Raw genomic sequence first — 18,304 nt, forward strand, 5'->3', positions numbered from 1 at the left:
AGCTGCTCCGTAGAAGTTGTTCGACATCGATTCCGGACGTAGGCTGCCAGCGCAGTTGTCCCCCTTGGCCGCCGAGAGGAGGACCGGGTGCCCGTGGCACGATCCGGTTCGGACGAGCGCGAGCGTGCTCGGATTCGCCTGACCGTGGCCGCTGTCGCCAAGCGGCTCGGAGTGGCCGCATCGACGCTGCGCACCTGGGATCGCCGCTACGGCCTCGGCCCGTCCAGCAGGACGGCCGGCCAGCACCGCCGGTACAACGCCGAGGACGTGACCAGGCTGGAGACGATGCGCCGGCTCACCCGCGAAGGGGTCGCCCCGGCTGATGCCGCGCGCCTCGCCCGCGGTCTGGAGGCGGACGAGGCAGCTCCTGACGACGACGATGCCGGCGTGGCCGACATCCTTGACCCGCTCTCGCTCGCGGCCGCCGCGGTGGAGACCGACGAGCGCCGCCTGCACCGGATGGTGCACCGGGCTGCGGCGCAGTCCGGCGGATTGAGCGCGTGGCAGAACCTGGTGCGTCCGGCTCTGGACCTCCTCGAGGCGCGTGATCACGGAGACCGGCCGGGGCGTGACCCGGTGGCTGCGCTCGGCGCCGCATTGCTGGCAGCCGTGCGAGATCACGCGCACGGATCGAGGTCCGAGGACAACCTGGTGGTGATGATCTACGCCGACCTCGACCACCACCTCGACGCCCACGTCCTCGCCGGGGAGCTGGTGGCTCGCGAGATCGGCGCCCGGGTGCTCCGGCCGGCGCGACGCACCCGGACTTCTGAATCGGTGTCGGTCGGCTCGGACCCGCAGGTGCAGATGGCGGTGCTGCTCGGCGAACCGCGCGATGGGCAGGCAGTGGCGGAGGCGATGCACGCCACCGATCGCCTCGCCTTCGTGATCTCACTCACGGGTGTGCACTCGCAGCTGGCCGACCTCCCTCGCGCGCGAACGCTGGCAGGAGCGGTCCACGAGATCGAGAGCCTGCTCGCAGACCGGGCTGCGCTGCACCCGTCCGGCTTCTCCGGCTGAGCCTGTTGCCGGTTCGCGCGGTTATGATCGGTGAGTGACTGAGCCGCCCGCCGCACCGTCAGCTCCGACCACCACCGAGACCGACCCGTTCGCCTTCGTCGGCCTCACCTACGACGACGTTCTCCTGCTGCCCGGCGAGACCGACGTCATCCCCAGCGATGCCGACACCGCCACCCGGCTGACCCGAGAGATCGACCTTGCCATCCCGCTCGTCTCCGCGGCGATGGACACCGTGACCGAGTCCAGGATGGCGATCGCGATGGCGCGCCAGGGCGGTATCGGCATCTTGCACCGCAACCTCCCGATCGCGGACCAGGCCGGCCAGGTGGACCTGGTCAAGCGGTCCGAGTCGGGCATGGTGACAGATCCGCTCACGATCGGGCCCGACGCGACCCTGGCCGAGATGGACCAGCTGTGCGCGAGGTACCGGGTCTCCGGGATGCCCGTGGTGGATGGGGCCGGGGTGCTGCTCGGCATCATCACCAACCGCGATATCCGGTTCGTCGCACTCGACGACTTCGCGACGACCATCGTGCGCGACATCATGACGCCGATGCCGCTGATCACCGGGCAGGTCGGCATCAGCACCGACGACGCCGCGGCACTGCTCGGCAAGCACAAGGTGGAGAAGCTCCCGCTCGTCGACGACGCCGGCCGGCTCCGCGGCCTGATCACGGTCAAGGACTTCGTGAAGTCCGAGCAGTACCCGCTCGCCACCAAGGACTCCGAAGGCCGCCTGCGGGTGGGGGCCGCCGTCGGGTTCTTCGGGGACGCGTGGGAGCGGGCGACCGCGCTGGTGGAGGCTGGCGTGGACGTGCTCGTGGTGGACACGGCCAACGGGCACGCACGACTCATGCTGGACATGGTGCGCCGCCTGAAGAGCGATCCGGGATGCGCGCACGTGCAGGTGATCGGCGGGAACGTCGCCACCCGTGAAGGTGCGCAGGCGCTGGTGGACGCCGGGGTCGACGCCGTGAAGGTGGGGGTGGGCCCAGGATCGATCTGCACCACTCGCGTGGTGGCCGGCGTCGGTGTGCCCCAGGTGACGGCCATCTACCAGGCCTCCCTGGCCTGCAAGCCCGCCGGGGTGCCGGTGATCGGTGACGGCGGACTGCAGTACTCCGGTGACATCGCCAAGGCCCTGGTAGCCGGGGCTAGCTCGGTGATGCTCGGCGGGCTGCTCGCCGGCTGTGACGAGTCCCCGGGCGACCTCGTCTTCGTGAACGGTAAGCAGTTCAAGCGCTATCGCGGGATGGCGTCGTTGGGGGCGATGCAGTCCCGTGGGGACCGGCGCTCCTACTCGAAGGACCGGTACTTCCAGGGGGATGTCGCCGACGACGACATCATCACCGAGGGCATCGAGGGGCAGGTGCCCTACCGTGGCCCGCTCGCGCAGGTGGCGCACCAGCTCACCGGTGGTCTTGGCCAGTCGATGTTCTACGTGGGTGCGCGGACCGTGCCCGAGCTGCAGCAGCGCGGGAAGTTCGTGCGGATCACCTCGGCCGGGCTGAAGGAGTCGCACCCGCACGACGTGCAGATGGTGGCCGAGGCGCCGAACTACGGCGGCCGCTGAGCGGGGCTCAGCCCACCACGTCGTAGGTCTTCAGGCGCTTGCGGTCGGCGGCGCTCGCGGAGTTCTGCAGGGCGAGCAGCTCGGCGTAGATCCTGCCTGAGGCGGCCAGCTCGTCCGGGGTGCCGATCTCGTCGATGCGCCCGTCGCGCAGGGTGATGATGCGGTCTACCTCGGCGATCGTGGAGAGCCGGTGGGCGATGATCAGCGAGGTGCGCTCATGCATCAAGTTCTCCAGACCGGCCTGCACGAGCCGCTCGGACTTGGTGTCCAACGCGCTGGTGGCCTCGTCCAGCACCAGGATCGGCGCATCCTTCAGCATCGCCCGGGCGACTGCGATCCGCTGCTTCTGCCCGCCCGAGAGCTTCATGCCACGTTCCCCGATCACGGTGTCGTAGCCGCGGGGGAACTTGCGCACGAATTCATCCACGGCTGCCCGCCGCGCTACGTCCTCGATCTCGGCCCGGGTGGCGTCCGGCCGGCCGTAGGCGATGTTCTCAGCCACGGTGCCGGAGAAGAGTGACGGGTCCTGGAAGACCACACCGATGCTGCGACGCAACGCCTCCACGTCGGCACCAGCGCCGGCCACCTCGATTGATCCGGAGCGTGTGTCGTACAGCCCCATCAGGAGGTTCATCAGGGTGGTCTTGCCGCCGCCGGACTCGCCCACGAAGGCGACCCGTTCACCTCGGCCCACCTCGAAGGACACCCCGGAGAGAACGTCGCCGTCGTTGTCGTACCCGAACCGGACGTCGGTGAAGCGAATCGTGGCACCGTCGCCGCCCGTCGAGGGAGCGGGGGACGGCTCCCGCGGTGGCGTTCCACCACCACCGATGCTCGCCTCGTCCAGCTCCATCACCTCGAAGTAGGACTTCGACCCGGCGATGGCCCGCTGCGCGGTGTCCACCACATAGCTCAGGCTGGTGACCGGCTGGCGCGCCATCGCCATCAGCTGCACGAGCATCACCATGTCACCGGGGGAGAAGTGGCCCTGAACGGTGCGGACGAAGATCATCGCGTACAGCACGAAGAAGATCACGTTCAGCACCGCGCGCCGGATCACGTCCATCCGGTGCCAGTGCCGGGACTGCTCATCGGTGAGACCGATGGTGGCGTCGAAGTGCTCGGTGAAGTGGCGCAGCTCGCTGCGCTCGCGGGCGAAGGACTTCACCACCCGGATCTGCCCGATCACCTCGGTGAACCGGCCGGAAGCGATGTCCACGTGCTCGTTCTTGCGGCCTTCTAGGCGTTGCCACTTCGCTGACGTCAGGGCCGTCAACCACAGGTACAGCGGGTAGGCGATCAGCAGCAGCACCGCGAGCGGCCAGTAGTGCCAGGCGCTGATCACCAGCACCGCGATCGTGGTCATGATCAGCGTGACGAACATGTTCGACATCGACTTCATGAAGTTGGTGATCTCCGCGATCGACCGGTTCAGCCGGGCCACGATGGTGCCGGTGAGCTCATTGTCGAAGTAGCGCTGGGGCAGCCAGAGCAGCTTTTCGAAGTAGCGGCTGGACAGGATGGTGCGCATCCGCGCGCTCATCACGTCCCCCCAGTAGCCGCCGATGTTGCTGACCAGCGTGTCCACCAGCTCGGCGAGCAGCAACGCAGCAGCGAGCAGCAGCACGGTCCGGATCGTCGCCCCGAGCACGTCGTCACCGCCACCGGAGTCCAGGGCGTCCACGATCACGTCGGTGGCCCGCCCGGTGATGAACGGCACGGCCAGCCCGGCCCCCGTCACTACAGCGGCGGCGAGCATGATGCCGACGTAGTACAGCCTCAGGGAGCGGGTGAACCGCAGGATGCGCAGCAGCGCGGACATGGGAGCAACCTCTTTCGAACGGTGGATCTCACTTCATGCAACGCGTGTGCAGCGAAGTGATTCCGCCATCGCGTCCGGGTGGCGGGATCGTGGTGTGACGTGGCACACCATCGGGGAGGGTGCGGTACTGCGGGGCTCAGGCCGGGATGGGTCCCGGCCGTGCCCTCCCGGGCACGTTCTCGGCGGTAGGTAGCGGCCACTCGATGCTGGTGCCGGGGTCCACGCCCTGCCTCGAGCGTTCGGCGTTGCGTCGCTCCGCCCACCGCTGGTGCTGATCGGTCTGCCACTCGTGCAATTCCCCGAGGGAGCGTTCCACCAGGTCCGGGTGCTCGCGGACCTGCGCGGCGAGCACGTCCAGGGTCGCCTCCACGTCCACGTCGGCGGTGTGCAGTCGGCCGGACTCCTGCACGCCGTAGTACCCGCACAGGTCGACCAGTCGACGCGCGCCCGGTCGAGAGTGCTCAAGCCCGCGATCCAGCAGCAGCGGATCCAGCACCGGGGCGAGCGGACGGCCGAGTCGTTCGCCGATGGTGGGCAGACCGTGCCGTTCCAGCTCGCGCTCGATGATGGTGAGGTCGAAGGCGGCGTTGAAGGCGACCACAGGAACCCGGAACCGGAACGCCGTCGTCAGTTCGTCCGCGATCTCGGCCAGGGCCCGGCGGGGTGCCATCCCGTGCTTGCGGGCATAGGAGGTACTGATGCCATGGATGGCGGACGCCTGCTCCGGGATCTCCACACCGGGATCGATCAGCCAGGTGCGCTGCTGGGTGCCGTTCGCCCCACGGCCCACCAAGGCCGCCGTGACGATCCGGTCCCGGAACGGGTTCACGCCGGTGGTCTCGGTGTCGAAACCGAGCAGTGGCCCATCGAGCCATGTCGTCATCTCGCGCTCATCTCCAGAAACCTCCCGAACGTGGTGCCTACGCAACCACACGGCACTGACACCGACGATGGGCACACGCCGGGCCCACCATGGTCAGCCGGTGAGCAGATCGCTGCGGGAGACGATGGCGCCCTGCTCATCGGGAAGTGGCGGGCATCCCCGTCTCGGTGTCGCGGTCAGTGATGCAGTAGCGCGACCCGGCTGGGTCGACGAGCACGGTCCACCACTGGTGAACGCCCTCGACGCGTGCACCGAGCGCCTCGTGGCGTCGGCTCTCGGCCGCACGGTCGTCGGTGGCGAGATCCACGTGCGCCGTCACGCGAGGGCGGTCGTCGAGCACGCGCTGCAACAGCACCCGGATCGGCTGACCCTGGGGGCGGACCAGGGATCGGAAGTCCGTGTGCACGGTCGACCCGTGAAGCGCCCAGCCGGTCAGCTCGCTCCAGAAGGCGCACTCGTCGTCGTAGTGGCGCGCGGGGATGTCGAGGCAGATCTGATCGACGATCGACCGGTGGCCGCCTGGCCACACCGAGGCGGCCGGGCGTCGGGACTCGGGTCCGGGAACGACGCAGTAGGCCATGCCGCCGGGAGAGCGGCGCACGTCGAACTCACGGCCCGGCAGGTGCACGTCGAGGTGAACGCCGCTCGGGCGGTGCTGCAGGCGCTGCACCCGGAGGAACGGGTCGCCGTCGGCAGGGAGCAAGGTGGCGAACTCGTCGTGCTCGCCGCGAGGTGGAGACAGGTCAGATCCGGTGACGTGCTGCCAGAACTGCACCCCCACGTCGAAGCGGGCGGGGTCGAAATCGAGGAAGACGGTCAGCCAGGTCGGGGCCACGAGGCCACCGTAATTCACTCGCCCTGAAAGGGCGCGGCACCGGGGCGTGCAGCCGGTAGCCTGTGGGGCGTGAGCAACGAGATCGAGATCGGCCGAGGCAAGCGAGGCCGCCGCGCGTACTCCTTCGACGACATCGCCGTGGTGCCCTCGCGGCGTACCCGGGATCCGGAGGAAGTGTCCATCGCATGGCAGATCGACGCCTACCAGGTGGAGCTGCCGGTGCTGGCCGCGCCGATGGATTCGGTGATGAGCCCGGAGACCGCGATCCAGCTCGGCGAGCTGGGCGGAATCGGCGTACTCGACCTCGAGGGCCTGTGGACCCGGTACGAGAACCCCACCGCGCTGCTGGCCGAGATCGCCGAACTCCCTCCCGAGGGTGCGACGGCGCGGATGCAGGAGATCTACGCGGCGCCGATCATGCCGGAGCTGATCACCGCCCGGCTGCAGGAGATCCGTGCGGCCGGGGTGACCGTCGCGGGAGCACTCTCTCCGCAGCGCACCCAGGAGCACTGGCGCACCGTGGTGGACGCCGGGGTGGACCTGTTCGTGATCCGCGGCACCACGGTCTCGGCCGAGCACGTCTCCGGCCATGCCGAACCGCTGAACCTCAAGCGGTTCATCTATGAGCTCGACGTCCCGGTGATCGTGGGCGGGGCCGCCACCTACACCGCAGCCCTGCACCTGATGCGCACTGGTGCCGCCGGAGTACTCGTCGGATTCGGCGGAGGTGCCGCGCACACCACCCGGCAGACCCTGGGCATCCACGCCCCGCTGGCCAGCGCCGTCGCCGATGTGGCGGCCGCGCGGCGGGACTACCTGGATGAGTCCGGCGGCCGGTACGTGCACGTGATCGCCGACGGCGGTGTGGGCCGCAGCGGCGACCTGGTGAAGGCGATCGGATGCGGGGCCGACGCCGTGATGCTCGGTGCCGCGCTCGCCCGCGCGAGCGAGGCCCCCGGCAAGGGCTGGCACTGGGGGCCCGAAGCGCACCATCCGCAGCTGCCGCGCGGTGAGCGGGTGCACGTGGGAAGCGTCGGGAGCCTCGAGGAGATCCTGCTCGGGCCCGGCAACCGCGCCGACGGGACGCTGAACATGTTCGGTGCGCTCCGCCGTGCCATGGCCACCACCGGATACTCCGACCTCAAGGAGTTCCAGCGTGTGGAGGTCGTGGTCTCGCCGTACACACCCCGGTGACCACAGCGGCACGAGAGGCACACGCCGAGGACGCCTCCGCCGTCGTCGGCCTGTGGCACGCCGCCGGCCTGACCCGGCCGTGGAACAACCCCGAGGCGGACTTCGCCACGGCCCTGGCCACGCCGAGTTCCACGGTGCTGGTGCTGCACGACGGCGCAGGTCACCTGTGCGGGACCGTGCTCGCCGGGTATGAGGGCCACCGCGGGTGGATCTACTACCTCGCCGTGGCGCCGGACCGGCAGCGGGAGGGGCATGGCCGCCGCCTTGTGGTGGCCGCGGAGGCATGGCTCGCCTCGCATGGAGCGCCGAAGGTGAACCTCATGGTGCGCGAGGGAAACCCCGCGGGAGAGTTCTACGCCTCACTCGGCTACGAGGCGCAGGACGTCACCGTGTGGGGGCGCTGGCTGGGTTAGTTCATCAGCAGCACGACCGTGAGGAGGGTGAGCGCGAGCGCTGGTGCTGTGCCCTGGACAACTGCCGCACGAGCCATCGCCCGGTTCTTCGTCACCAGCACCACGGCAGCCAGGAGCATCGATCCGGCACCCGCGTAGATCAGGGCAGGTCCCGCTCCTGCCGGGCCGGTGCTCGCGGCCATGAGCACCACACCGACCGTGGTGACCAGTGCCAGGAACAAGTTGTAGAAGCCCTGGTTGTAGGCGAGTTCCTGGGTGGCTCGGGCTTGCTCCCGGGTGGTTCCGAACGTGGCTCGCCCGCGCGGGGTGTTCCACGCGAGCGCCTCCAGCGCGAAGATGTACACGTGCAGCAGCGCCGCGAGGGCGGCGAGCACGAGGGCGACGGTCAGCATGAGTCGTCCTGATGATCGGTGTCCGAGGGTTCGGACGGGTGGCCCACGGTACCGCTGCGGGCGGTGGGCCGTCCGGCGACCGGTCGACGAGAGACCTGCCGGCGACGGGAGTACGCTCGATGCACCCGCTGACCGGTGCGGAGGCGACCGTGACGGACGACCCACCCACTCGATGCCAGGGCCTGCTCGATGCGGGACGATTCCAGGAGGCTCGCGACGCCTTCGAAGAGATCCTCGCCGGCGGCCCGGATGCGATCGCCCTGGAGGGACTGGCCACGGCGTGCCGCGTGCTTGACGACATCCCCGCCACCAGGGGCGCTCTGGAACGGGCCTACCGGTGCAGGCGTGCCGAGGGGCACGCCGGGGCGGCCGCCGTGGATGCGCTCACCTTGGCCGATGTGACGCTCGAGCACTCCGGAACCCTCTCGGTGGCCCGGGGCTGGCTCTCCCGGGCCGACCAGCTGATCGCGGGACTTCCCGAGGAGTCCGCGCACGTGCGGCTCGCGGGGATGCAGGCCTATGTCGCCCTCGCCTACGACAAGGACCCCGCCGGCGCTCGCGGCCACGCCGTCGCCGCGGTGCAGGTCGCCGAGCGGCTCGGCGCGCAGGAGGACATCCTGGTGGGCCAGGCGTATCTCGGCCTCATCGACGTGATGCTGGGCGACCTGGACGGCGGGATGCGGAAGCTCGAGTGCGTCGCGACCGCGGCCGCCGCGGGGGAACTGTCGGTGACCGATGCCTTCGACACCTACTGTCTGTTGCTGACGGCGTGCGAACGTATCCGCGACGCCGGGCGGGTGGTGCAGTGGGCCGAACGGGTGATGGCCGTGGCCGAAGCCGGTGGGGACACCTTCGGTGCCTTCGCCCGCACCCAGTACGCCGGGGCGATGCTGCTGGCCGGCCGGTGGGTGGAGGCGGAGGCCGCGCTGGAGCAGACGGTGCGGGACGGGCAGCGGCGTCCGCTTACCGTGGCGATGAGCCTCATCACCCGGGCCAGGTTGCGGCTCCGCCAGGGTCGCGCCGATGAGGCCGACCGTGATCTCTCGGTCGCGGAGCGGGAACCGTACCGGCGAGCGGTCCGGCACCTGGTGCTGGTGGGCCGCGCCGCTCATGAGCTGGCCCGCGGTGAAGCAGAATCCGCCGCCGACCTGGCCGAGCGCTATCTGCGGATGGTCTCGCCGGAGGACGTGATCGAGCGGGTCGATGGTCTCGAGGTACTGGTGCGGGCCCGGCTCGCCCTCGGGGACCTGGAACGGGCCGACCAGGCGGTCGAGGAGCTCACCAGCACGGCGCAGCGCGTGCCGACAGCTGGGATCCGTGGGACCGCCGGACTGTGCCGGGCGCGCGTCGCTGGGGAGCGGGAAGGCCCCGAGGCCGCCGTGCCGCTCCTCGAGCAGGCGGTGGACGACCTCGACGAGTCGGGCCTCGCGTTCGAGACCATCGAGGCACGGATCGCCCTGGCCGAAGCGCTGTGCGGGTGCGGGCACTCCGGGAGCGCACGCCGGGAGGCTGCGCAGGCACGGGCCGCTGCGGAGGAGCTGGGGGCCGGTGGGGTCGTGGCGCTTGCCGCCCAGATCGAGGCCACCTTGCGTCCCGCCGACGGCGGAGCCCTCACCTCCCGGGAGGTCCAGGTGCTGCGCCTGGCGGCGCAGGGACTGACGAACGGGGAGATCGCCGAACGCCTGGTGCTGTCGGTGCGCACCGTGGAGCGGCACCTGTCGAACATCTACCTCGCCGTGGGGGCGACCGGGTCGGCCGCTCGCTCGGTCGCCATCGCCTACGCGCACCGGACGCACCTGATCTGACCCACGAGACAGGTCCGACGCCGGATTCCTGGGAACGTCCGGTGGTGCCGGCTGCCCTGGGAGGTGGGGCAGACGCTGGCAACCCGGGTACCGCCGACCCGTGTCGGGGTGCCTACGTGTGCTGCCGGGGATAGTACGTGTGCGGACGGTATCGCCGACGTCCGGGAGCGAGAAGCCTTGGTCTCACCCACACCCCCTGCAGACCGGAGGTCATCATGTCCGCGCAAGCCACCGCCGTCGGGACGGTTGAACGAGCTGAGGCGTTCGCTGAACGCATCCTCGGCGGCCTCGACGATGCCGCCCTCGTGCTGCTGATCAGCCTCGGGCACCGCACCGGGCTGCTCGACACGCTCGCCGCTCTCGATGCCCCCGCCACCAGCACCCAGGTGGCCCGTGCGGCCGCCCTCGACGAACGGTACGTGCGGGAGTGGCTCGGCGGCATGGTGGTCGGCGGGGTCGTCACCTTCGACCCGGACGACCGTACGTACCGGTTGCCTGCCGAGCACGCCGCCTGCCTCACCACCGGTGCCGGTGTGGACGACCTCTCCCTGTTCACCCGGTACGTGAGCCTGATGGGCACCATCGAGCCGGAGATCGCCCGGGTGTTCCGCGAGGGCGGAGGCGTCGGCTACGAGGCGTACGACACCTTCCAGGAGCTGCAGCGGGACGAGACCGCCCGTGTCTACGACGTTGCCCTGGTCTCCGACATCCTCCCGCTCGCCGACACCCTCGTGCCCAGGCTGGAGGCCGGAGCCCGGGTGCTCGACGTGGGTACCGGCGCCGGGCACGCGGTGAACGTGATGGCGAGGGCGTTCCCGAACAGCCGGTTCACCGGGCTGGACATCTCCACCGAAGGCATCGGGTTGGCCCGGGCCGAGGCCGAGCAGTGGGGGCTGGAGAATGCCACCTTCGAACTCGGCGACGCCGCCGAGCTCACCGGTTCCTACGACGTGGTCACCGCCTTCGACACGATCCACGACCAGGCGCGGCCGGCCGACGTGCTCGCCGGGGTGCGAGGCGTGCTCAACGACGATGGCGTGTTCCTGATGGGGGACATCGATCTCTCCTCCCGGCTGGAGGAGAACGTCGGTGCACCGATGGCGCCGCTGGCGTTCGCCTTCTCGGTGTTCCACTGCATGACGGTCTCGCTCGCCTACGGTGGCGCCGGACTGGGGACTGCCTGGGGTCGGCAGCGTGCCCAGGAGATGCTCACCGACGCCGGATTCGGGCTCGTCGAGGTGACCAAGCTGGAAGACGATCCGCTGAACGTGTACTTCGTGGCGCGACCCTGAGGAGCGCTCTGCTCCGGCGTGCTCATGTCGCTCGAACCGGTGGAATACTGGCGCGTGGCAGCGACCGCCCGACGACGGAGCAGTGATGACGCAGGAGATCGAGTACCGCATCGAGCACGACACGATGGGTGAGGTGAAGGTCCCGAAGAACGCCACCTATCGGGCGCAGACCCAGCGAGCGGTGGAGAACTTCCAGATCTCCGGCAGCGGGATCTCCCGCCACCACATCGCCGCGCTCGCGCACATCAAGCGTGCCGCGGCGCAGGCGAACGCCGAGCTGGGGGTGCTGGATGAGGCTCGCGCGCAGGCGATCGGCGCCGCCGCGGACCGCGTGATCGCCGGTGAGTTCGACCACGACTTCCCGATCGATGTCTTCCAGACCGGCTCGGGCACCTCCTCGAACATGAACACCAACGAGGTGATCGCCACCCTCGCCAGCACCGAGGCGCTGGACGTGCACCCGAACGACCACGTGAATGCCTCGCAGTCCTCCAACGACACTTTCCCCGCTTCGATCCACATCGCCGCCACCCAGGCCGTGATCGAGGAGCTGCTGCCCGGGCTGGACACACTGGCCCGATCGCTGGAGGCGAAGTCCGACGAGTTCGCTGCCGTGGTCAAGTCCGGCCGCACGCACCTGATGGACGCCACGCCGGTGACGCTCGGTCAGGAGTTCGGCGGGTACGCCCAGCAGATCCGCAACGGGATCGACCGGGTGAACGCCGCGCTGCCGCGGCTGGCTGAGCTGCCGCTGGGCGGGACCGCGGTGGGCACCGGGATCAACACCCCGCCCGGGTTCGCCCCCCGGGTGATCGAGCTGATCGCCGAGCGCACCGGGCTGCCGCTGACCGAGGCGCCGAACCACTTCGAGGCCCAAGGGGCGCAGGACTCTCTGGTGGAGACCTCCGGTCAGCTGCGCACGATCGCGGTCTCGTTGGTGAAGATCTGCAACGACATCCGTTGGATGGGTTCCGGCCCGCGCACCGGTCTCGGCGAGATCGCCCTGCCCGACCTGCAGCCGGGTTCGTCGATCATGCCCGGCAAGGTGAACCCGGTGATCCCAGAGGCCACCCTGATGGTCTCCGCCCAGGTGATCGGCAACGATGCTGCGGTCGCGTTCGCCGGAGCCTCCGGTTCGTTCGAGCTGAACGTGATGCTGCCGGTGCTCGCCCGGAACAGCCTGGAGTCGATCACTCTGCTCGCGAACGCCTCGACCCATCTGGCTACCAAGTGCGTGGACGGGATCACCGCCAACACCGAGCGCGCGCTCCAGCTGGCCGAGTCCTCACCCTCGATCGTCACCCCGCTGAACCGGCACATCGGGTACGAGGCGGCCGCGAAGATCGCCAAGCACTCGGTGGCCGAGGGCATCACGATCCGGCAGGCCGTCGAGGACCTCGGGTACGTCGAGCGGGGCGAGATCACCACCGAGGTGCTCGATCAGGCGCTCGACGTCTCCACGATGACGCACCCCTGATTCCATCGGTTCGCCCTGCCCGGCGCCGATCAGGCGCATCGTGGCCGCGACGATGTGCTCGGCCGCGCGGCGGTCACCGTACGGGCTGGCCGTTGCACGCAGCCGCTGAGGAAGTCCTGAGTCGGCCAGGAGCCGCTGCGCCACGACGCTGATGCCGGGGCCGGGTGGTACCAGGTGCGCAAATCCGGCGTCCACCGACTCGGGACGTTCGGTGGAGTTGCGGACGACGATCAATGGCTTCTTCAGCACGGTGCACTCTTCCTGCAGGCCACCGGAATCGGAGACCAGCAACACGCAGCCGCTGGCGGCGGCGAGGAACTCCGCGTGCCCGAGCGGACCGGTGACGGTGAGGGGGTCGCTCAGATGCTCCAGGCGGTGCCGGGCGAGGAGGGCGCGGGTGCGGGGGTGCAGGGGGAGGAGGACCGGTAGCCCGATCCGGGCGAGCTGATCCAGGATCACCTCCAGCCGCGCGGGGTCGTCGGTGTTCTCCGGCCGATGGATGGTGGCGAGGACGAAGTCGCCGGCCATCCACTGCCGCCCGGCGATGGCGGGGGCCCACCGCTCGAGCATGCGCTCGACGGAGGGCACGATCGTGTTTCCGGTCAGGACGATCCGCTCGGCCGGCACTCCTTCGGCGCGCAAGTTCTGCACGTTGTGATCGGTGGCGGCGCAGTGCAGGTCGGCGAGCGCGCCTACGAGGAGCCGGTTCAGCTCTTCCGGCATGGCCCGGTCGTGGCTGCGCAACCCGGCCTCGACGTGGATCAGGGGAATGCCGTGGTAGCTGGCCGCCTGGGCACCGGCATTGGTGGAGTTCGTGTCTCCCTGCACGATCACCGCGGCCGGGCGCTCAGCCGTGAACAGGTCATCGAGCTGGCCGAGGCTGACGGCGATCTGCTGCGTACGGGTGCGACCGCCCACGCCAGTGAGCACGGTCTCGGGCGCCCGGAGCCCGGCCCCGGTATAGCAGTCGTCGGCCAGGTTCGCGTCGTAGTGCTGGCCGGTGTGGATCACCCACGCCCGCCTGCCCAGCTCCCGGATCACCGGGGCCAGCTTGATGATCTCCGGTCGGGTACCGAGCACGACGGCGATCCGGCCCGGGGGTGTGGACGTTGCGGTGGTCATGACGTCGCTGTGCCTTCCTTGGTCGGCATGCGGGGCGTGGGTGCACCGCCGGGCGGGTACTGGGAACCCGCCCGGCGGTGCGGCTTGGGTGGGTCAGGTGGGCGTCTGGCCTGCGCGCTGCCGGCGGCGGAGCAGGAGACCGCTGCCGAGGACCAGGGCGAGCGCCCCGGCACCGATCCCGGCCTGCGCCGAGACGATGGACGCCCCGGCCTCGGGTGGAGTGAAGATCGGGTAGACGTCGTTGGACGGATCGTTGCCTTCCCAGCCCGCCGGGAACGCGATCGTCTGGGCGAATACCTGCGTGTCGGGGGGAGTGCCTCCCGCCACTGCGTAGCCGATATTCGTGGAGCCGATGACGTCGCCCTGGTCGGCGTGCCCGGTCCCGGTGACGGTGCAGCTGATGTCGGTGGTGGTCACCTGGCAGCTGCCGATGCCCGTCTCGCCGTTGATGTAGACGGTGTTGGTGCCAGCGTTGAACGACCCGCCATTCATCGCCTGGTCGGTGATCGTCATTCCCGGCCCGTAGTCGCAGCCCTCTGCCGAGAGGCAGGTGAAGGCGACGTCGTAGTACGCGGTCCTTCCCGGCTCCATCAGGCCGCTGCCGGGCTTGCCCCAGTCGCCGGACCCCGTCTCGGGACCCACCACAGTGATGGGCACCGTGTGGCTGTCGTTCGCCGGTTCCGGATCCTCAGGGACGACGACATGGGCCGCGGTGATGACGTCGGTGCCGGGTGCAAGGCCGGTGACGGTCATGATCGCGCTGAAGGTGAACCCGGCACCCAACCCGGTGCCGGTACAGGTGACAATTCGTCCGTCCACGGTGCACTCGCCCTGAGGCGAATCGACGCCCTCAAGAACCGGATCGGGCGCGATGATGTCGGGCAGAGTGATGGTCTGGGTCCAGTCCCCGCTGTCCACGGTGCCGCGGTTGAACACGTTGACGTACACAGTTCCCTCGCCGCCAACCTCCACAGGATCGGTCACGAAAGTCGTTTCCGACTCCAGGTCGGTGGGGTCAGCAGCCTGCGCGGCCGGGGCGGTGACGGAGCCGATCCCGAGCGCCAGGACCGCTCCGGTCAGTACGGTCAACGCCCGCCTGGCTCCGTGTTGGTGCGTTCGTGCATTCATCAGTGATTCCTCTCCCTTGGGTTATCCGAGGTGCGGTGCCGGCCGGTGCCGACCCGTCGGTGAGGCCCCGGCGATCTTCAGGAAGACCATCGCCGCGACGACGAAGCCGGCGATCGCGAAGATCGAGCCGATGACGGTGTGACTGAGCGCGTAGCCGTCCATGCCCCAGCGCTGCAGGGAGACGGCGATCATGGCGAGGCGGAGCTGGTTCACCGCGACGATCAGCACGAGCGCGAGGGCGAGGCCGGTGACCAGGCGGTGCCAGGGGATCCGCGTCAGGGCCAGCAGCACCGCACCGATCCCCAGCAGTGGCCCGGCGAGCAGGGCGACGGTGCACTCCCACGTGTTCCGCAGCCCGATCAGCTCGCCGCCGGTCCAGGAGAAGTAGATGGCATCCCGGTTCGTGTGCGTCGATCCGGCCAGCACCAGGTCGAACCAGGTGCCGGCCAGACTCATCTCGCCGTAGCGGACCTGTTGCTGCCAAAAGAGCATCGCGGCGGCCGCGCCGAGCAGCACCAGCGCGGCGGTGATGCGGACGAGCCTGCGCCCGAGCGGGTAGTCGCCGGACGTCGTGGGTGCGCGCATCGGTTCATGCCTCCTTGGCGGTCGCGCCGACGGTGAGGTTCTCCCCGTTCCGGCGCGTCTTGGCCCAGCCACCGCGCCGCAAGGCGATGCGGACGAACGCCCGGGTGACGGAGACGTACATGTAGTAGATGTAGAGCCACAGGCCGAGCCCCCAGAGGATCGACTGCCACCGGGTGGCCCGCGGTTCGCACGTCGCGCGGTAGATCGGTCCCCACATGGCGAACGGGGCGACGCTCATCAGGAAGAACAGCGCGAGCAGCCACCACGAGCTCGCCAGCCAGTTCACGACCCCACCCGGTACCTGCAGGGTCCCGCTCACGGTGAGCACCGCCAGCGTCGGCCACAGGAACAGGCCGAGCATCTGGATGAACGGCAGCATCAGGTAGTACCCGGACTCCAGGACTCCGCCGGAGGTGAAGTGTGGTGACCGCACGATCTGCGGCAGGTACTTGATGCACTGGATGTTTCCCTGCGACCACCGGGTGCGTTGGGTGAACAGTCGCTTGAGGTCCGTCAGCCCCTCCTGGGAGACGTAGCTGTCGGCCACGAACCGGATCTCGTGGCCGGTGAGCAGCACATGCACACCGAGCTCGAAATCCTCCAGCAGGGCGCCGTGCCACGGCCGCCCCGCCTGGGTGGCGATCGCGTCGAGCACCGTCAGGCGGGTGAACTGACCGTTGCCGCCCAGTCCGACGCTGCGGGTCTGGGTGCGTAGGGCCTGCATCGCACAGATCGAGGTCCGGAACTCGATGTCCTGCATCCGCACCAGGTACCGGGATAGGGCGTTCGCGGCCCGCCCCTTGCTCGGCCGGGGTCGGTGATCGTCGCGGTTGCGCATCTGTACCGAGATTTGTGCGGCACCCACGCGTGGGTCGCCGAAGACCTTCGTCCCCGCGACGTGGTCCAGTGCGTCGCCCGCCATCTGTCCGTCCGCATCGACCACGCACACGATCACCCGGGTGCGGTCACAGCCGGCCGGAAGGAACGCGTTCAGGCGGTGGTAGGCGGAGTTCAGCGCGTCTCCTTTTCCGGTGCGGGCGTGCGGACGGCGCCGCTGCACCAGGTGCACCATCGGGTCGGTCGCAGCCCGGGAGCGCACCACGTCCGCGGTGGCGTCGTCACTGTCGTCATCGATCACCCACACGTGTGCGCCGGCGAAGGTGGCGCGAAGGCGATCGATCGTGGCGCCGATGACCACGTCCTCGTCCCGGCACGGAACGAACATGTGCCACTCGAACGCCTCCGCATCGCCGGGCTGGTCCGGCAGGCGGCGAAAGAAGGCCCGGGCGATCGTGGCCAGGTAGGACAGGAACGTCACCACGATCACCAACGAGATGCCGATCAGGAGTGAACCCATCAGTGCTCGACCCGCTTCAGATGTGCGGTGCGGACGAGCAGCAGACCGGCGATGATCACCACGAGCGCCACCAGCAGGTAGAACCCGGTGGCGACACCGGTGTAGGCGAGGGCGGCAGTTGCGCCGATCCCTGGCCCTCTGCTCGCGTACATGAGCTGCTGTGTCTCCTTGCGTATCTAACGTCCACGGCCGGCGCCCTCGCCGACCAGTCCTTCGGTCAGCTCACGGTGGCAAGGCACCGACGACGTCGGGTCACCGCGCGGTCACCGGCACGCACACCCCGGTCACCGGGCGGTCAACAACGGGTCGGCCACGCCGCCGGCACCGCCCGGCAGCACCTCGAACTGCCCCCTGCCCACTCGCCCCTGGTGACCCGGCGGTGACCGAGGGAGCCAGCGGCCCGGCTACGCTGACGGCCGGCGACCGGCGCGGCGATCGTGCCGATGACGATCCGTGGAGGGAGCAGGGGCCGGCTCAGCGAGCGTGCGAGTGAGTACCCCGGACAGCGAATGGTGCGTATCGATGTGCTCGGCCCGCTCAGGGTCACCTCCGGGCGGCGGCCGGCCGACATCGGCGGACAGCGTGTGGAACTGCTCGCCTGGCTCGTGATGCACGCGAACCGCCCCCTTCCGATCGGCGAGGTCTCGCGCATGCTCGGCGATGGCGCTCGCCACGGCACGGCCCCACAGGTCCGGATTCAGTTGCGCAGGTTGGCGGTCGCACTGCCCAACGGCGTGGTGCAGGTGGACGAGGCGACCGTCCGGCTGGTCCTTACTGAGGACGCCGTCGACGCGTCCCGGTTCTCCGCGCTGGCCGCCGCAGCGCGCCGCCATTGGCGGGAAGGAAGGCACGAGCGCGTCGCCGCGGACGTCGACGGTGCGCTGGCGTTGTGGCGTTCGGACCCATATCCGGAGCTTCTCCGGTACAGCGCCGCGATTCCGGAGATTCAGCGCCTGCGGCGCCTCCGGCTGGGGGTTCTGGAGATGCAGCAGGAGCTCGCCATGGATGATGGCGTGGACTTCACCACGGTGTCCACGCTGCGCCACCTGATCGCTGCGCACCCCGAGAGACTGGGCTTCCGGTTGATGCTGGCGCGTGCTCTGCACCTGATGGACCGTCAGGTGGACGCGCTCGAGGTGCTGCGCCGGGCGTCCGCCGACCTCGGGGGCATCCGGCCTCACAACGACTGACGGATCTGATCGTGCACCGTGACCCCCAGGTCGCTGATTTGTCCGTGATCGATACCGTCGAGCAGTCGCCGTGAGCGGCTCTGGGCCACCCGCCCGGACCGCCGATGGTGTGGCGTAGGTCACACTTGACGTAGCCCCTGCGCCTATACGCCCGACCAGTCCGGTGAGTAGGGTCGGTGTGCGTGGGCCACAGGGGGACGGGGGAGTTCGAGCGCG

General features: G+C 69.7%; 16 protein-coding genes and 1 pseudogene. 8 read left to right on the forward strand and 9 right to left on the reverse strand.

Going from position 1 to position 18,304, the window contains the following annotated elements; all coding sequences use genetic code 11:
• Positions 1-87: 87 nt before the first annotated feature.
• Both BLU77_RS21950 and guaB read left to right on the forward strand, forming a co-directional pair.
• On the forward strand, positions 88-1,020 hold the full coding sequence (locus BLU77_RS21950; protein WP_175476902.1) for a MerR family transcriptional regulator: 933 nt from the start codon (positions 88-90) through the stop codon (positions 1,018-1,020).
• A 34-nt stretch (positions 1,021-1,054) separates the two neighbouring features.
• The gene (guaB, locus tag BLU77_RS01655) at positions 1,055-2,593 is read left to right on the forward strand and encodes an IMP dehydrogenase (RefSeq protein WP_089771402.1); all 1,539 of its coding nucleotides are present in this window, start codon (positions 1,055-1,057) and stop codon (positions 2,591-2,593) included.
• Positions 2,594-2,600: 7 nt separating this feature from the next.
• Here the strand turns inward: guaB and BLU77_RS01660 are convergent, their stop codons facing one another.
• The 3 genes from BLU77_RS01660 to BLU77_RS01670 form a co-directional block, all read right to left on the reverse strand.
• The gene (locus BLU77_RS01660) at positions 2,601-4,415 is read right to left on the reverse strand and encodes an ABC transporter ATP-binding protein (protein ID WP_089771403.1); all 1,815 of its coding nucleotides are present in this window, start codon (positions 4,413-4,415) and stop codon (positions 2,601-2,603) included.
• A gap of 136 nt (positions 4,416-4,551) precedes the next feature.
• Complete coding sequence (locus tag BLU77_RS01665) at positions 4,552-5,298, reverse strand: exonuclease domain-containing protein (RefSeq protein WP_089771404.1); 747 nt, start codon at positions 5,296-5,298, stop codon at positions 4,552-4,554.
• A 136-nt stretch (positions 5,299-5,434) separates the two neighbouring features.
• Complete coding sequence (locus BLU77_RS01670; RefSeq protein ID WP_089771405.1) at positions 5,435-6,133, reverse strand: VOC family protein; 699 nt, start codon at positions 6,131-6,133, stop codon at positions 5,435-5,437.
• Positions 6,134-6,202: 69 nt separating this feature from the next.
• Between BLU77_RS01670 and BLU77_RS01675 the strand changes: the two genes are divergently transcribed.
• The gene (locus BLU77_RS01675) at positions 6,203-7,327 is read left to right on the forward strand and encodes a GuaB3 family IMP dehydrogenase-related protein (RefSeq protein ID WP_089771406.1); all 1,125 of its coding nucleotides are present in this window, start codon (positions 6,203-6,205) and stop codon (positions 7,325-7,327) included.
• A complete protein-coding gene (locus tag BLU77_RS01680; RefSeq protein WP_089771407.1) occupies positions 7,324-7,740 on the forward strand; it encodes a GNAT family acetyltransferase in 417 nt (138 codons plus the stop codon). The genes BLU77_RS01675 and BLU77_RS01680 overlap by 4 nt, the downstream gene beginning before the upstream one ends.
• On the opposite strand, the gene BLU77_RS01685 is transcribed toward BLU77_RS01680, so the two are convergent.
• On the reverse strand, positions 7,737-8,132 hold the full coding sequence (locus BLU77_RS01685) for a DUF1304 domain-containing protein (protein WP_089771408.1): 396 nt from the start codon (positions 8,130-8,132) through the stop codon (positions 7,737-7,739). The two genes, BLU77_RS01680 and BLU77_RS01685, sit on opposite strands and share 4 nt — an antisense overlap.
• A 119-nt stretch (positions 8,133-8,251) precedes the next feature.
• Here BLU77_RS01685 and BLU77_RS22865 point away from each other — a divergent pair, with 119 nt between their 5' ends.
• The 3 genes from BLU77_RS22865 (at position 8,252) to BLU77_RS01700 (ending at position 12,706) form a co-directional block, all read left to right on the forward strand.
• Entirely contained in the window at positions 8,252-9,937 is a 1,686-nt protein-coding gene (locus BLU77_RS22865) for a LuxR family transcriptional regulator (RefSeq protein ID WP_139177527.1), read from the forward strand.
• Between the two features lie 215 nt (positions 9,938-10,152).
• Positions 10,153-11,229: a class I SAM-dependent methyltransferase gene (locus tag BLU77_RS01695; protein ID WP_089771410.1), complete on the forward strand. Its 1,077-nt coding sequence runs from the start codon at positions 10,153-10,155 to the stop codon at positions 11,227-11,229.
• An 85-nt stretch (positions 11,230-11,314) separates the two neighbouring features.
• Positions 11,315-12,706 (forward strand): class II fumarate hydratase, encoded by a 1,392-nt coding sequence (locus tag BLU77_RS01700; protein WP_089771411.1) that lies wholly within the window; start codon positions 11,315-11,317, stop codon positions 12,704-12,706.
• A gap of 48 nt (positions 12,707-12,754) precedes the next feature.
• Here the strand turns inward: BLU77_RS01700 and wecB are convergent.
• The 5 genes and pseudogenes from wecB to BLU77_RS21955 form a co-directional block, all read right to left on the reverse strand.
• Positions 12,755-13,828 (reverse strand): annotated as a pseudogene (gene wecB, locus BLU77_RS22480) (non-hydrolyzing UDP-N-acetylglucosamine 2-epimerase); the annotation flags it as partial.
• Positions 13,829-13,921: 93 nt separating this feature from the next.
• Positions 13,922-14,956, reverse strand: a complete 1,035-nt coding sequence (locus BLU77_RS01710) for a hypothetical protein (protein WP_139177530.1) — start codon at positions 14,954-14,956, stop codon at positions 13,922-13,924.
• Between the two features lie 21 nt (positions 14,957-14,977).
• Entirely contained in the window at positions 14,978-15,541 is a 564-nt protein-coding gene (locus BLU77_RS01715) for an exosortase/archaeosortase family protein (RefSeq protein ID WP_089771413.1), read from the reverse strand.
• 4 nt (positions 15,542-15,545) lie between these two features.
• Positions 15,546-16,898 (reverse strand): XrtP-associated glycosyltransferase, encoded by a 1,353-nt coding sequence (locus BLU77_RS01720; RefSeq protein ID WP_089771414.1) that lies wholly within the window; start codon positions 16,896-16,898, stop codon positions 15,546-15,548.
• Entirely contained in the window at positions 16,898-17,050 is a 153-nt protein-coding gene (locus BLU77_RS21955; RefSeq protein ID WP_175476903.1) for a hypothetical protein, read from the reverse strand. Before BLU77_RS21955 ends, BLU77_RS01720 begins: the two co-directional genes overlap by 1 nt.
• A gap of 291 nt (positions 17,051-17,341) precedes the next feature.
• Between BLU77_RS21955 and BLU77_RS01725 the strand changes: the two genes are divergently transcribed.
• A complete protein-coding gene (locus tag BLU77_RS01725; protein WP_089771415.1) occupies positions 17,342-18,088 on the forward strand; it encodes an AfsR/SARP family transcriptional regulator in 747 nt (248 codons plus the stop codon).
• Positions 18,089-18,304 lie beyond the last annotated feature (216 nt).

The organism is Ruania alba (assembly GCF_900105765.1).
Classification (GTDB): domain Bacteria; phylum Actinomycetota; class Actinomycetes; order Actinomycetales; family Beutenbergiaceae; genus Ruania; species Ruania alba.

Excerpts from the sequence above, each read along its gene's own strand:
- BLU77_RS01725 (WP_089771415.1), top strand. The coding sequence starts at position 17,342 with ATGACGATCCGTGGAGGGAGCAGGGGCCGGCTCAGCGAGCGTGCGAGT.
- BLU77_RS01665 (WP_089771404.1), bottom strand. The coding sequence starts at position 5,298 with ATGACGACATGGCTCGATGGGCCACTGCTCGGTTTCGACACCGAGACC.
- BLU77_RS01715 (WP_089771413.1), bottom strand. The coding sequence starts at position 15,541 with ATGCGCGCACCCACGACGTCCGGCGACTACCCGCTCGGGCGCAGGCTC.
- BLU77_RS01710 (WP_139177530.1), bottom strand. The coding sequence starts at position 14,956 with ATGAATGCACGAACGCACCAACACGGAGCCAGGCGGGCGTTGACCGTA.
- BLU77_RS01700 (WP_089771411.1), top strand. The coding sequence starts at position 11,315 with ATGACGCAGGAGATCGAGTACCGCATCGAGCACGACACGATGGGTGAG.
- BLU77_RS21955 (WP_175476903.1), bottom strand. The coding sequence starts at position 17,050 with ATGTACGCGAGCAGAGGGCCAGGGATCGGCGCAACTGCCGCCCTCGCC.
- BLU77_RS01720 (WP_089771414.1), bottom strand. The coding sequence starts at position 16,898 with ATGGGTTCACTCCTGATCGGCATCTCGTTGGTGATCGTGGTGACGTTC.
- BLU77_RS01660 (WP_089771403.1), bottom strand. The coding sequence starts at position 4,415 with ATGTCCGCGCTGCTGCGCATCCTGCGGTTCACCCGCTCCCTGAGGCTG.
- BLU77_RS22865 (WP_139177527.1), top strand. The coding sequence starts at position 8,252 with ATGCACCCGCTGACCGGTGCGGAGGCGACCGTGACGGACGACCCACCC.
- BLU77_RS01695 (WP_089771410.1), top strand. The coding sequence starts at position 10,153 with ATGTCCGCGCAAGCCACCGCCGTCGGGACGGTTGAACGAGCTGAGGCG.
- BLU77_RS01685 (WP_089771408.1), bottom strand. The coding sequence starts at position 8,132 with ATGCTGACCGTCGCCCTCGTGCTCGCCGCCCTCGCGGCGCTGCTGCAC.